The 12,928-nt window shown below is 35.9% G+C and carries 15 protein-coding genes and 1 rRNA gene; 5 read left to right on the top strand and 11 right to left on the bottom strand.

The genetic code is table 11. From position 1 onward, the window contains the following. Positions 1-67 precede the first annotated feature (67 nt). From BLV53_RS15505 to gloA2, 3 genes are all read left to right on the top strand, one after another. Positions 68-346 (top strand): acylphosphatase, encoded by a 279-nt coding sequence (locus BLV53_RS15505; RefSeq protein ID WP_090302524.1) that lies wholly within the window; start codon positions 68-70, stop codon positions 344-346. A gap of 65 nt (positions 347-411) precedes the next feature. Further along, the gene (locus BLV53_RS15500; protein WP_090302522.1) at positions 412-999 is read left to right on the top strand and encodes a nitroreductase; all 588 of its coding nucleotides are present in this window, start codon (positions 412-414) and stop codon (positions 997-999) included. Between the two features lie 86 nt (positions 1,000-1,085). Beyond that, entirely contained in the window at positions 1,086-1,469 is a 384-nt protein-coding gene (gene gloA2, locus BLV53_RS15495) for an SMU1112c/YaeR family gloxylase I-like metalloprotein (protein ID WP_090302558.1), read from the top strand. Between the two features lie 196 nt (positions 1,470-1,665). Here the strand turns inward: gloA2 and BLV53_RS15490 are convergent, their stop codons facing one another. Both BLV53_RS15490 and bioB read right to left on the bottom strand, forming a co-directional pair. Then, on the bottom strand, positions 1,666-2,256 hold the full coding sequence (locus BLV53_RS15490) for an HD domain-containing protein (protein ID WP_090302520.1): 591 nt from the start codon (positions 2,254-2,256) through the stop codon (positions 1,666-1,668). A 62-nt stretch (positions 2,257-2,318) separates the two neighbouring features. After that, positions 2,319-3,281 (bottom strand): biotin synthase BioB, encoded by a 963-nt coding sequence (gene bioB / locus BLV53_RS15485; RefSeq protein WP_090302518.1) that lies wholly within the window; start codon positions 3,279-3,281, stop codon positions 2,319-2,321. Between the two features lie 153 nt (positions 3,282-3,434). On the opposite strand from bioB, the gene BLV53_RS15480 reads away from it, so the two are divergent. After that, positions 3,435-3,995 carry a biotin transporter BioY gene (locus tag BLV53_RS15480; protein WP_090302516.1) on the top strand — a complete coding sequence of 187 codons (561 nt, stop codon included), beginning with the start codon at positions 3,435-3,437 and terminating at the stop codon, positions 3,993-3,995. A gap of 77 nt (positions 3,996-4,072) precedes the next feature. Here BLV53_RS15480 and BLV53_RS15475 read toward each other — a convergent pair whose 3' ends face one another. From BLV53_RS15475 to BLV53_RS15450, 5 genes are all read right to left on the bottom strand, one after another. Beyond that, positions 4,073-4,546: a hypothetical protein gene (locus tag BLV53_RS15475; protein ID WP_090302513.1), complete on the bottom strand. Its 474-nt coding sequence runs from the start codon at positions 4,544-4,546 to the stop codon at positions 4,073-4,075. A 43-nt stretch (positions 4,547-4,589) separates the two neighbouring features. Beyond that, complete coding sequence (locus BLV53_RS15470; protein ID WP_090302511.1) at positions 4,590-5,216, bottom strand: flavodoxin family protein; 627 nt, start codon at positions 5,214-5,216, stop codon at positions 4,590-4,592. A gap of 256 nt (positions 5,217-5,472) precedes the next feature. Continuing rightward, the gene (locus BLV53_RS15460; RefSeq protein WP_090302507.1) at positions 5,473-5,673 is read right to left on the bottom strand and encodes a PspC domain-containing protein; all 201 of its coding nucleotides are present in this window, start codon (positions 5,671-5,673) and stop codon (positions 5,473-5,475) included. Positions 5,674-5,950: 277 nt separating this feature from the next. After that, positions 5,951-7,216 carry a GntP family permease gene (locus tag BLV53_RS15455; RefSeq protein WP_090302505.1) on the bottom strand — a complete coding sequence of 422 codons (1,266 nt, stop codon included), beginning with the start codon at positions 7,214-7,216 and terminating at the stop codon, positions 5,951-5,953. 11 nt (positions 7,217-7,227) lie between these two features. Next, the gene (locus tag BLV53_RS15450) at positions 7,228-8,364 is read right to left on the bottom strand and encodes a glycerate kinase family protein (RefSeq protein WP_090302502.1); all 1,137 of its coding nucleotides are present in this window, start codon (positions 8,362-8,364) and stop codon (positions 7,228-7,230) included. A 148-nt stretch (positions 8,365-8,512) separates the two neighbouring features. Between BLV53_RS15450 and BLV53_RS15445 the strand changes: the two genes are divergently transcribed. Continuing rightward, entirely contained in the window at positions 8,513-9,592 is a 1,080-nt protein-coding gene (locus BLV53_RS15445) for a CdaR family transcriptional regulator (protein ID WP_090302500.1), read from the top strand. A 283-nt stretch (positions 9,593-9,875) separates the two neighbouring features. Here the strand turns inward: BLV53_RS15445 and BLV53_RS15440 are convergent, their stop codons facing one another. From BLV53_RS15440 to BLV53_RS15425, 4 genes are all read right to left on the bottom strand, one after another. Beyond that, the gene (locus BLV53_RS15440) at positions 9,876-10,961 is read right to left on the bottom strand and encodes an NAD(P)H-dependent flavin oxidoreductase (protein ID WP_090302497.1); all 1,086 of its coding nucleotides are present in this window, start codon (positions 10,959-10,961) and stop codon (positions 9,876-9,878) included. 120 nt (positions 10,962-11,081) lie between these two features. Continuing rightward, the gene (locus BLV53_RS15435; RefSeq protein ID WP_090302495.1) at positions 11,082-11,459 is read right to left on the bottom strand and encodes a GGDEF domain-containing protein; all 378 of its coding nucleotides are present in this window, start codon (positions 11,457-11,459) and stop codon (positions 11,082-11,084) included. A 168-nt stretch (positions 11,460-11,627) separates the two neighbouring features. Beyond that, positions 11,628-12,443 (bottom strand): peptidoglycan editing factor PgeF, encoded by an 816-nt coding sequence (gene pgeF / locus BLV53_RS15430; protein WP_090302494.1) that lies wholly within the window; start codon positions 12,441-12,443, stop codon positions 11,628-11,630. Between the two features lie 261 nt (positions 12,444-12,704). Beyond that, a 23S ribosomal RNA gene (locus BLV53_RS15425) occupies positions 12,705-12,928 on the bottom strand; the annotation flags it as partial.

The following is a 12,928-nucleotide window of genomic DNA, read 5'->3' as shown; positions in this document are numbered from 1 at the left end:
AATATTTCATTCAGTAGAATAGAACTATATAATTAATAGGTGAACATTATCAAAAGAGGATACATCAATGAGAGAATTAGTTAGATACCATATGGTATTCACTGGAAGAGTACAAGGTGTAGGTTTTCGGTACAAAGCTAATTATATTGCTGATGAATATCGTTTGACTGGATATGTGAAAAATGAATATGATGGCTCCGTAACTGCTGAAGTCCAAGGAACTGAACAGGAAATCTATATGTTTATAAAAGCACTAGCCAATGATAAATATATTGATATATACGATTTGAAAAAGAATAAAATTCCTGTAGAAATCAATGAACGGAGCTTTATAACACAGTACTGATTGAATACGGCATATCAAAAACACATACTCTACTATTTAATTAATCCAAAAAGGAGGATAAAGACATGGAAGCATTAGAAGCAATCCTTACTAGAAGAAGCACCCGTAGATTTAAAAATAAGATTCCAACACGGGAACTTCTAGAAAAAGTAATCGAAGCCGGACGATACGCGCCAAGTGGTTCAAATAGCCAATCGACACATTTTATAGTTATTACTGATGAAGATACGCTTTCTACACTTGAAGAGTTGGTGAAACAAGAATTTTCAAAAATGGAAGTGGCAGAAGACACTTATGTTTCTATTAAAAATTCTATTAATGCTGCCAAATCAGGTCAGTATGTATTTCACTATGGAGCCCCAGTCTTTATAGTGACTGCAAACCGTCGAGGTTATGGAAATGCAATGGCAGATAGCGCCTGTGCCCTTGAAAATATGATGATTGCCGCTAATGCACTTGATTTGGGGTCATGCTGGATTAATCAACTTCACTGGTTGGATGAAAATGAGACTATACGTAATTTTATGATTGAAAAGGGCCTTGCCGAGGATGAAACCATTACTGGCGGTTTGATACTAGGATATCCTGAAAAAGGTGTTCCCGAGCGTAATCCTCTGGAAAGAAAGGGAAATCCTGTCACCTGGGTAGACTGATAATGATAAATTTCTACTTATATTCTCTATCCTATAAGTAGAAATTTAATAAAATGAGGATTGCTATGGAAACTCAGAAATATAATATAAATTTATCTGCAATACATCACATTGCAATTATCGTTTCAGATTATGAGAAATCTAGAGATTTCTATGTTAATAAACTAGGATTTGCTGTTATCCGAGAAAATTATAGACCACAAAAGGATGATTGGAAGCTTGATTTAAAAGTAAATGAATCAACCGAACTAGAGATATTTGCTCCTAAGAATCCACCCAAAAGGCCCTCATACCCAGAAGCTTGTGGTCTTAGACATTTAGCTTTTAAAGTTGAAGATATTGAAACAGCTGTGTCAGAACTTTGCGAACTTGGAATCGACTGTGAACCAATAAGAACTGACGAATTTACAAGCAAAAAGATGACTTTCTTTTTTGATCCAGACGGACTACCATTGGAGCTACATGAATAGGAAATTTAAAATCTTTGCTACTTAATGTAAATAAAGCATTTAAATCCATTATTTACAATAAGTAGCAAGGTTAAATTTGGCATATTATATCTTCATAGAAAATTTGTATTTAACACGTAGATATTATATAACTCCTACCAACTGTAATAACGTTGACGAAAAAATTTTTCATAGATAAAATATTATATATTTTTTATCACGCACTAATTGCGTCATTTATCGCATCTTCACAATCAGCCATCGCATGCAATGTCTTCTCAAGCAAATCATTTAAATCCCATCCCAGTTGATTGGCACCACGTTCTATTACCTCGCGTGAACAGCCAGCAGCAAAGCCCTTACTTTTATATTTCTTTTTAAGAGATTTCAGTTCCATATCTTTTGTACTCTTTGAAGGGCGCATCAAGGCTGCAGCCCATATTAAACCGGTCAGCTCATCAGCTGCAAAAAGAACCTTTTCCATCTCTCTAGTTGGTTCAACATCGATTGTTTCGCCGCAATCTACTGTAATTCCATATCCATGTGAACACACTGCATGAATTATATCTTCACTGACGCCAGCTTCTCTTAAAAGCTCTGGTGCCTTCAAGCAATGCTCCGCTGGGTAGAGTTCAAAATCAATATCATGTAAAAGTCCTACAATACCCCAATACTCTGCCTCATCAGCATAACCTAGTTCATTTGCATACCATTTCATAACTGCCTCTACTGTCAGTGCATGTTGGATATGAAATGAGTCCTTGTTGTATTTCTTTAATAGTTCAAATGCCTCATCTCTGGTAATCATACTGCTATCTCCCTTCTCGTACGTTTTTCTAAAGCATACTCTTTTGATAGGTAAATAGCAATCTATTCTGCCGCCAGTTTGTATCCCAAATCTTGAATATTTTTCAAATCCTCAGTAATTGATACTCCCTTTACTGTCAACATATTTCCAGTGATTGTGGCATTGCAGCCGCCTTTAAAACATTGTAGGCCAGAATCCTCTAACACATCGCGTCCTGCCGCAAATCTGATGAAGGATTTTGGAAGGATGAATTTAAAAATAGCAATTATTCTTCGTAATTCTTCTTCGCTTATCATTTTTCTGTCTTCCATAGGAGTGCCTTTTATTGGTTTTAGCATATTGATAGGGATTGACTCAGGTTGTATGTCGGTAAGTGCAAACGCCATGTCAATTCTATCTGTCCAACTTTCTCCTACACCAAAAACACCACCACTACACAGCTCCAATCCCAGTTCATGAACAAGCTTCATCACTTTAATTTTTTCTTCTGTTGTATGAGTACTACAGATGTTTCCGAAATACTCGGGACTGGTTTCGATATTATTGTGCACTCTTTTAAGGCCTGCCTCCTTCAATAATTCCAAATCTTCTCTGTCTACAAGACCTAGTGAAACACAAGGAGCAAGCTTTGTTTCAGCCACAATCCGCTTTATATTTTCAGCTATCTGAGCAACCTCTTTTTTATTGAGGCGTCTACCTGACGAAACTTGACAGTATCTAGCCACACCTATGCCGTCATATTTTTTTGCATCTTCCACTACATAATCAGCATTCCTTACCTCAAAAGTGGGAATATCAGCTGTCGAACAACTTGACTGAGCACAAAACTTACAGTTTTCGCTACATCGACCTCCTTTAACACTTAGTATTGCGCACATATCAAAAGAATCCCCATTAAAATGCTTTCTTAACTCATCTGCCGCTTCGCATAGCTCATCAAGAGGCGCATCTATCAATGCCTTAGCCTCATCATATGTTATTTTTCCTCTATTAATTATTTTGTCTTTCAGTTCTTGTATATCCATTATTAGCCTCCTTTGGTATATATGCCACAGTAAATTAATATTAGCCATTATCATTCAATTGTCAACCTTTATTCATTTGCAGGTTGACAATTTAGCTAAACTTAGTTAACCTTATTAAAGTTAGTAAGACTATTACTATTAAGGAGACTTGAAATGGACAACACAAATATTACAAACAATTCTACACAGCTTCTATCAACTAAAAAATTGGTTTTATGCAGTCTTTTCGCAGCGTTGCTATGTATCTCTGCTTACTTAAGCATCCCTACACCTCTGCCAATGGCTCCAAAGATTACTCTAATGAATTTTATGGTTTTCCTTATCGCACTCTTGTTCCCTGTAACTGAATCTTTTTTGATTGGACTTGTCTGGTTTCTACTGGGTGTAGTGGGTCTTCCAGTGTTCATCGGTGGAGGAAATGGTATTGGTTATCTTATAGCACCATACGGAGCCTACACATGGGCTTTCATCGCTGTTTTCATTATTCTTCCATTGATTCGTGGAAAAAAATACAATCGTGTATGGTATACAATTTGCGGAATTATCGGGGTTTTATTAATAGATATAATTGGTATGATTTGGTTGAAGCATTCAATGAATTATGATTTTAAAACAGCATTTCTCACCGGATTCATTCCATTTATCCCGCTAGATTTAATAAAGGCGGTGGTTGTTGCTCAGATTATTCCAGCATTTAAAAAAGTAATGGAATAACAAGATGTTTAATATCATTAACTACAACATTTTAAAAAACGGCTGCTTACACAGGCAGCCGTTTAATTATGAAACACCTAAAAACCTATAGCCTCTGCCAATTCCTGGAAATCACTTAGGTCTTTTTTATTCACATCGTAATATAGGACTCTTTCAATTTCATATTCAAATCCTGCAACTGATGAAATTATTCCTTCCTCGAAAGGTTCAGCTTCGTCTTCTTTAGCGTATATATAGTTTGCTGCTATAGCAGCAAGCTCTTCTGCTATTATTCTCGAAACAGCGAATGAATGATTTTCTGATTCATCCATATAAGTTGGAGCTGCATACATGCTTACTAACTCAATAAGATTAAAATAAGACATTAATAAATCAGGAGAAAGTTTTGAATCATTTTCAATCTGATCATATACCATGGTAATAACATCATATGTTTCTTTTACACAATCAAGGTAGTCTTCCATGTATATTTCATCTTCGCCATAAGCGAAATCTGCTTTTGCCTCAAGTAGTGATGCCCAATTTTCAATTAATTCTGCTACATCTATCATTTATAAATCCTCCATTTGTCATGAAAATACTTCGCCATAACATTTATTTACCATCAGAAAAACTTGTGAATGCATCTCTTTCAACCACTGGTTCTCCATATTTCTCTTTGGCGTCAGCATATGCTTTAATCATAAATGACATGTTTCTCGCAAGATTACGCATTGTTTGAAGACCTTCTAAATCTTTTTTGACATCATCAGCATTAAAACCATGTACCTGATTCCAATAGGTACTTGTAGCAATAGGCATTCCGCTAATTGAAAAATATTTGTTCAACACGTCAAAAGTAGCTGTGTTACCGCCTCTACGAGCACTTACTACGGCAGCACCAACTTTCATATGCTTTGAAAATGAAGTGCTATAGAATAATCTGTCCATAAATGAAAGAATTGTGCCATTTGGAGAAGCATAGTAAACCGGGCTTCCCACCACCAAACCATCAGCAACTTCAAATTTAGGAGCCACTTCATTAACCAGGTCATCGAATACACACTTTCCACTTTCCTCACATCTTCCACATGATACACAGCCTCTGATATCCTTATTTCCAACATGAATAATTTCCGTTTCAATTCCTTCTTCGTCAAAAATCTTTACCATTTCCTGTAAAGCTGTTGCTGTGCAGCCGTTTGCCTTTGCACTACCGTTTAATAGAATCACCTTTGCCATGTTTTAACTCCTTTATAATGTTTTAAGCGTTAGAAATTAAACTAACTATTCCTACTACTATTAAAATAGGAAATGCAATATAAAGCAAGCCTCCAAAAACAAATCCCACAAGGATTAGTGGTAAAAATACTATAAACATCAGCACTTTAAAAAGGCTCCAGGTCGCGCGAAAAGCAAAACCAATCATCCTTCCAAACACAGCAAAAAATAAAATATAAAATAATATGGTCACAATAGAAATCCTCCAATTATAAGGCTAATTTACATCTATATAATCCGGGCCATCATCCATAATGATAGCTGCAACGATATAGGCGATAATTCCTGAACCACCAGCTAATGTAAATATCACCCAAAGCAATCTGATTACAGTTGGATCGATGTCCAAATAATCAGCTATACCACCACAAACACCACAAACTTTCCTGTCATTACTTTTGTATAATCTCTTTTTCATAATCTTCGTCCTTTCTACCTTCCGTAAGGTAAATCCCTTTAGTTAATTATATTGTAGTAACATCATGTAAAACAATAAACATTGAATTATGTGGTAAAAGTATACTTATTTTTCCAATTCTGCAAAATAAATTGACTCAGAATAACTCTATATAGATGCAAGCAACATCTTATCTCTTTGAGATTTATGTTCAAAATTCATTGCACAAAAATACCCTTCTGCAATGGTGATGTGTTACAGAAGGGGGGGCAGATAATATTCAATTACAATTCACATTTTATATAGTGCTTATAAGGTAAAGAGTAACTGCGACTATTGTACTTGTCAATCCAACCATTGCCTCATATGCTATAAGCTTCATTCTTTCTGAAATATTCATATTCACTGAACCGCCTGTTGCATGGAAGAATGAACCATGTGGTAGTGAATCAATTACTGTTGAACCTGCATGTATCATTGCACCAGCTGCTAAGGCATTTACTCCTTCTGATGCCAAGACAGAAGAGAATGTTTGAGCTGCTACTGTAGCTCCAGCTGTTGTTGACGCTGTGGCACCGGCCATAAGTATACCTGCAATAGGAGCTAAGAGGAACGCGGGCATATTGAATACATTTAATACATATATAACTGCGGACTGCAAAGCAGATGCCTTTATAATACCTGCAATCGTACCTGTTCCCAACAGAAGAATTGATACTCCAGTAACCTTTCCAAGCCCAAATTCTGCAAAGGAACTGAATTTCTTTATGTTTCCTGTAGCAACTGTACATATTAATCCACCAACTGGTAAAGCAATCATTGGATCGATTGCTATGTTTGCAATAGGTCTTAAAGCAAGCAACAATATTACAATCACAGGCCCAACTATCGCTTTAGTAAATGAAGGCAATTCCTTTGATTCAGTTTTCTCTAAATCAGTATCAAGAACCTGTAGTCCTTCTTTTTTAGATAACATTGTAGCAAGAATAACTGTAGCAATAAGGGCACAAATTGCTGGAATGATATTTTTCATCATAAGAGATGTTAAATCTACTCCAAATGATTCAGAGACAGCTATTGTGTTTGGATTAGGTGAAATAATATTTCCAGCCTTACCTCCACCAATCATAGCAATTAACAAAGACTGCTTGTTGTAGCCAGCCTCTTTACCGATTGCAAGGGCTATCGGAGCGACGGTGATTACTGAAATATCAATAAATACACCGACAGCACAAATAATCATTGTAGCTACAGCTACAGCAAATAATGCTCGCTTATTTCCAAGCTTACTTACTATTACCTGGGCAATTTTTTCTGCAGCGCCTGTTTTGATTAAGGCTCCTGCCAGAATACCGGATGTCATAATTCGTAAAACTGAAGTAATCATGCTTGATGAGCCATTCATCATAGTAGTAACAGTTAGAGCTAAATCACCATGTGAACCAATTAAGCCTCCTACTAAAGCTCCAAGAATCAAGCTGTATGCTGGGTGAAATTTCTTTATTATTAATATAATCGCTAATGCCATTCCAATGATGGCACCAATCGCTGTAAAATTGTACATCACTTTCTCCTCTATCTAACCATTAACAATCTCATTACCTGCTCAGCTGTAGCAGACAAATTATATTTTGCATTTACAGAATCCATTGCTTCATCCAATGTAGTGACGCCACGAACTATTGGGAAGAATGCATCTATACCGTTTTTATTGCATTCGATTGCTTCTTTAGTGACTCCACCGGCAAAAGCGAGCACTGTTTTGTTATATTTTTTAGCAAGCTTTGCCACACCAATAGGTGCCTTACCCATAGCAGTTTGGAAATCTAACATTCCTTCGCCAGTGATGACTATATCAGCATCTTTTATATAATCCTCTAATCTCGTTTCCTCAAGAACAATCTTTATACCTGACTGTAGCATTGCGTTTGTAAATGTTAAAAATGCAAAGCCCATTCCACCAGCTGCTCCTGTTCCTGGATACTTTGGATCTGTATTTGGATATTTTTCTCTAGCTATAGCTGCATAGTAGCTCATCCACTTATCCATATCCATAATCATAGAAGGGGTTGCACCTTTCTGAGGTCCATATACTGCACTGCAGCCTTCGGTCCCACAAAGAGGATTTGTGACATCACAAGCTACTTTAAATTCACAATCTTTTAACTCTGGGATTACATAGTCATCAGTGATAGTTTCTAGATCCTTCAATCCCTTTGCACCAAATGGAATCTGTTTTCCGGACTTATCTAAAAATCCATAGCCTAAGGCTTGAAGCATTCCTACTCCACCATCATTTGTGGCACTTCCACCTATTCCTACTATGAATCTTCTGCAACCCTTACCAATGGCATCTTTTATTACTTCTCCAACGCCAAATGTTGTTGCATCAAGGGGGTTTAAATCTTTTTTCTGTACCAAGGTAATCCCTGCTGCTCCACTCATTTCGATCACTGCTGTCATGGAATCTTTGATAATCCCATATACACAGTTAACAGGAGCACCAAGAGGTCCTGTAACCATTATTTCATGTCTTTCACCATTCATACCCTCAATAAGTGCTTCAACAGTACCCTCACCGCCATCTGCAAGAGGTCGCACTTCAACCTCTACATTGCGATTTGCCATTTTAAAACCTTCTGCCACTGCATACCCTGCTTCAATTGAGGTCATACTACCCTTAAAGGAATCTATAGCCGTTACAACCTTCATATTTTTCTCCTCTCATATGGTCCACACATTTTATTAGGTGCTATTGTAGACAAAATATAAACGCAATGATATGTTATATATAATATTTATTATGATTTTATTGTCGCAATTATGTTAAACATAACACTAGCAATCCGAAGGAGTTCCTATGATTACATCTATTTCTAAGAATTTGGCTCAACAAATTGTTGATACAATACATGACGTTTGCGGTTATAACATCAATTTCATTAACACAAAAGGTATGATATACGCTTCAAATGACGTCAGACGTCTTGACACATACCATGAAATAGGTCGACAAGTTGCAACAACTGGAGAAACTATTGAAGTTACCGCAAATGACCAGTTTCATGGAACTAATAAAGGCATCAATATACCTATTTACTATCACAAGAGAATAATTGCTGTTGTGGGAATATCAGGAGAGCCAGCAGATGTAAGAAAATACGCCCATTTAGCAGAAAGAGTTGCAATTCTGCTGTTACATGAACAGGAAATCAATGCATCACATCGTACCATTGAAGAGAAAAAACAGTATTTAATGCATTCTTTAATTTACTCAGAATTTGACAATCCTGAATATTTAGAAGAATGTTTTGAAGAATTTAAAATTGATACATCTAAGGATTATCGTATAGTAGATATTGAAATAAATAGTCGCTATAATCTTCTGAACAAATCTTTATTAGAACAGCGAGTGGAAACATTATTTAGCTCTGTCAAAGATGGGCTTTATGTTTATATATACCCAAATGAATTTATTGGCTTGATTCAAGAAGATGCTTTTAGTCAAAACGATTACATGTTTCAGATTTTTTCGCAAAACAATATAGACATTGTAAAAACTGCAATAGGCAAAGCTTCTAAAATATACAAATGTAAGGATTCCTTTGTTACGGCCAGAAACGCTTTAGCTACATTAAAAACTAAGAAAACAAACTACGTAGTATTTGATAATCTAACGTTAGAAATCCTATTTGCATCTCTCTCAAATGATATTATTAAAGAGTTTAAATCAAAAATTTTATGGAATATAGATGAAGACGAGAAGGACCTCTTGAGATCCTATTATGATAATGAAATGTCACTACAAGCAACTTCACAAGCCCTTTTCATACATAAAAATACAGTTCAACAACGCCTGAATAAAATAATGAGTAAGACCAGCTATAACCCACGCCAATTTAGAGATGCTGTCATTTTATATTTAGCACTAATAAATTAAAAATAAGGTTGCCACTGGGCAACCTTATTTGGGAGAATGATATATGAAAAAGTTTTTTGTCATCGATGTTAGCCACTTCTTTAGCGGCCGCTAATTCTTTTTATTAGCTCGTCGATGATTGTATATTATCGTTCCTATTTGAATGCTAAATGTTTGTAATCTGAAGATTGTGTGAAGATTGCCATTTTATTTTTCTGTTCCAAACCATACCCCCCATAAAACAAACAATGGAACCCTTTTTATATGATTTTTTGCAGACCAAACAAATATTATCTGTAATCATCTATGCCATATTAAATGTTGACATACTGCTTTGATATTCGGTTATTATTTCGTCAACTAAGTCTTTTACAGTAGTTATTTTGTCTATCCTAGCAGCATTTTCTCCACAAAAGAAAAGACCTTCTTCTCTATTACCTTCAACAGCAGCAATGAGTGCTCTACTGATGCAGTAAGGAATTTTGTCCCCCTTAGGGCAAGCTTTAAGACAGCCATTGCACTTTTTTGCAAAAAATGTTTTACCATTTTCCAAACTTTCCAACATAGGAGTAAATATTGCTCTTGCTGGCATACCTACAGGACTTTTTATAATGCGAATATCGTCTTCTGATGCATTAATCAAGACTTCCTTAAAGGCGTTATTGGCATCACATTCCTTTGTGGCTATAAACCTCGTCCCAATCTGTACGCCATCCGCCCCTGTTTGAATAGCCTCTGCCATATCTTTGCCGGTAAAGATTCCACCACCCAAAAATACCTTTATTTTCTTTTTGAACTGTTCTTCAAATGGTTTTATTGTTTCTTTGACTTCTTTTAGAATCTCCAGGTTATCCTGGCATGTTTGATTGTTTAAGTCATCCGCTGAAAATCCTAAATGTCCACCAGCTTTATAACCTTCGATTACAATGAAATCCGGAATAGACTGGGCTTTTTTGGCAAATGTCCTGCATAAAAGCATCGCAGCTTTAGCACTAGAAACGATTGGCGCATATAAAGTATTAGTACCTTTTACCAATTCTGCAAGGTTTAGCGGTAGCCCTGCGCCAGATATAATCGCATCTGCTCCGGCAGAAATAGCAGCCTTTACCGTTTCTTCATAGTGGCTAACTGCCACCATAATATTTACACCAACTAATCCGTTACTACCTGCAATTTCTTTGGCTCTTACGATGTGTTTCTTCAAGGCTCTTATATTAGCCTCAAAAGGATTGGTTAAAAAATCTTTTTCTTTGAATCCTATATTTACTGAACTGATAACTCCCATGCACCCTTGTTTGGCCACATTTCCAGCAAGTTCCGACAAAGATACACCTACACCCATGCCACCTTGTATTATCCCATGAGCCAAATATTTTCCATTAATATCCATTTTAATTCTCCATTTGTGTAAAAATATTTAGTTAAATTCTTTGAGATAATACACCTAAATACTATGAATGTCAAATAATAGATAATGATACACATGTGTGTATTAATTATTATTCCTATATCATTTAATATCCTTGTATACTGTAACAATCCCCTTTCCATTGGATTTTGAAAAATATAATGCCTCATCGGCCTTTTCCATATTTTTCTCAAAACTTAATTGTGGATTCACTTTAACCAATCCACAGCTTAATGTCACCGTTCGCTGCGTTTCTGCTTTTTTCAACTCCCCTATCAATACTTCAACTATTTCCTTTGATTCATCTTCTGAAGCACGTATAACACCTATAAATTCGTCTCCGCCCCATCTAGCTGCCATCTCCTTAAAAAAGGCCATTTCACCCATCTGTACAGATACATACACAATAAGAATTAATATAATAATTATTATGTTCGCAATAGAGTATGCATGTTTTCTTAAAAACGTTTTACTAATCATATAAATCACCTACGAGTACTTTATAAATAAAGAACTACATTCAGGCTGTTAATAATGAATATTTGTAATCCCTAATTATAGGTTGATTATAGAATAATTATTTGTAATAACTGTGTAATTGTTTGTTGTGTGCTCAGGCAAAACTCTATAGATAATCATTTACAACTTTTATAGTGAAATAATTGCAACCTGACCGCCTCTTTGAGCGCCCATTACTCTATGAGAAAAGAATAATTTAGGATTACACATTGTGCAATAGTCTGTCATCTCGATATTCTCTTCTGTGACCCCCGCTTCTAACAAAGTAATTTTGCAAGCATTCCATAAGTCAAGCATATACTTATTCTTGTCTCCAGGGTTAAATACCGATGGTCTCAAAATCTGCCTGCAGATGTCAACCCCAAAGACATCTATGAACACTTTTGCAACATCTGAGCTAACTTCATAACAGTCTTTACAAATACTAGGTCCTATTCCACACAATATATTACTCGGCTTACAATCAAATTCTTTACACATCTTTTCGATTGTGATTCTTCCAATTTTCCCTACTGTACCTCTCCAGCCAGAATGAGATAACGCTACAACTTTCTTCACTGGATCATAAAAGAAAAGTGGTACACAATCTGCATACGAGGTTACCAGTGGCATATCCTTAATGTTTGTTATAAGCCCATCAACATTATCATAAGTTAATGGTCTTACAATACCATTGCCAGCGTCTTTTTCTTCTACAACTATTACATTTGTGGTATGAGTCTGTTTTGATAGGCACATTCTATCGTAATTTATATTTAGGGCCTCTGAAATGCGCTTGAAATTTTCTCGCACATTATCATCTGAATCTCCTCTATTAAAATTAAGATTGAGTGATTCAAATACACCCTCACTCACGCCACCAATTCTTGTGGAATATCCATGTTTTACACCCTTAAATAACTCAAACGTCAAGTATGTAACATTATTTTTTATTTCTTTTCTCAAAATTTTATTCTCCTGTCATTTCAATTTTCTCATCTAAATAAGAAAAAGAGACCATCAATCATGATATTTTTGATTATATACAATAATATCATGATTGAAAGGTCTCTCATTTAAATTTTAATCACCTTAGACTCGAAAAGGCAATATATTTTTTAATAAAAAAGCAAGCCTGTCCCAGATGGGTACCGCTTGCTAACACTTTATAGCAACCTCAAAACTTCATACAGCATTAATGAATTATCTTTCTACATATCTTTACCTTAGAATAAACCTTCGATCTATTAGTATTCATCAGCTGAGTGTGTTACCACACTTACACCTTGAACCTATCTACCTTATCGTCTTTAAGGGATCTTATCTCCTTGAAGGAGGGGATATCTCATCTTGAGGGGGGCTTCACGCTTAGATGCCTTCAGCGTTTATCCCGTCCAGACTTGGCTACTCAGCTATGCCTTTGGTAGACAGCTGATACACCAGTGGTCCGT

This window comes from Pseudobutyrivibrio sp. ACV-2, from assembly GCF_900107545.1.
In the GTDB taxonomy this organism is placed as follows: Bacteria; Bacillota; Clostridia; order Lachnospirales; family Lachnospiraceae; genus Pseudobutyrivibrio.
This window is presented reverse-complemented; position numbering and strand designations above follow the sequence as displayed.

Coding starts and splice junctions, on each gene's coding strand:
- BLV53_RS15505 (WP_090302524.1), top strand. CDS start 68: ATGAGAGAATTAGTTAGATACCATATGGTATTCACTGGAAGAGTACAA.
- BLV53_RS15500 (WP_090302522.1), top strand. CDS start 412: ATGGAAGCATTAGAAGCAATCCTTACTAGAAGAAGCACCCGTAGATTT.
- BLV53_RS15490 (WP_090302520.1), bottom strand. CDS start 2,256: ATGATTACCAGAGATGAGGCATTTGAACTATTAAAGAAATACAACAAG.
- bioB (WP_090302518.1), bottom strand. CDS start 3,281: ATGGATATACAAGAACTGAAAGACAAAATAATTAATAGAGGAAAAATA.
- BLV53_RS15480 (WP_090302516.1), top strand. CDS start 3,435: ATGGACAACACAAATATTACAAACAATTCTACACAGCTTCTATCAACT.
- BLV53_RS15475 (WP_090302513.1), bottom strand. CDS start 4,546: ATGATAGATGTAGCAGAATTAATTGAAAATTGGGCATCACTACTTGAG.
- BLV53_RS15470 (WP_090302511.1), bottom strand. CDS start 5,216: ATGGCAAAGGTGATTCTATTAAACGGTAGTGCAAAGGCAAACGGCTGC.
- BLV53_RS15460 (WP_090302507.1), bottom strand. CDS start 5,673: ATGAAAAAGAGATTATACAAAAGTAATGACAGGAAAGTTTGTGGTGTT.
- BLV53_RS15455 (WP_090302505.1), bottom strand. CDS start 7,216: ATGTACAATTTTACAGCGATTGGTGCCATCATTGGAATGGCATTAGCG.
- BLV53_RS15450 (WP_090302502.1), bottom strand. CDS start 8,364: ATGAAGGTTGTAACGGCTATAGATTCCTTTAAGGGTAGTATGACCTCA.
- BLV53_RS15445 (WP_090302500.1), top strand. CDS start 8,513: ATGATTACATCTATTTCTAAGAATTTGGCTCAACAAATTGTTGATACA.
- BLV53_RS15440 (WP_090302497.1), bottom strand. CDS start 10,961: ATGGATATTAATGGAAAATATTTGGCTCATGGGATAATACAAGGTGGC.
- BLV53_RS15435 (WP_090302495.1), bottom strand. CDS start 11,459: ATGATTAGTAAAACGTTTTTAAGAAAACATGCATACTCTATTGCGAAC.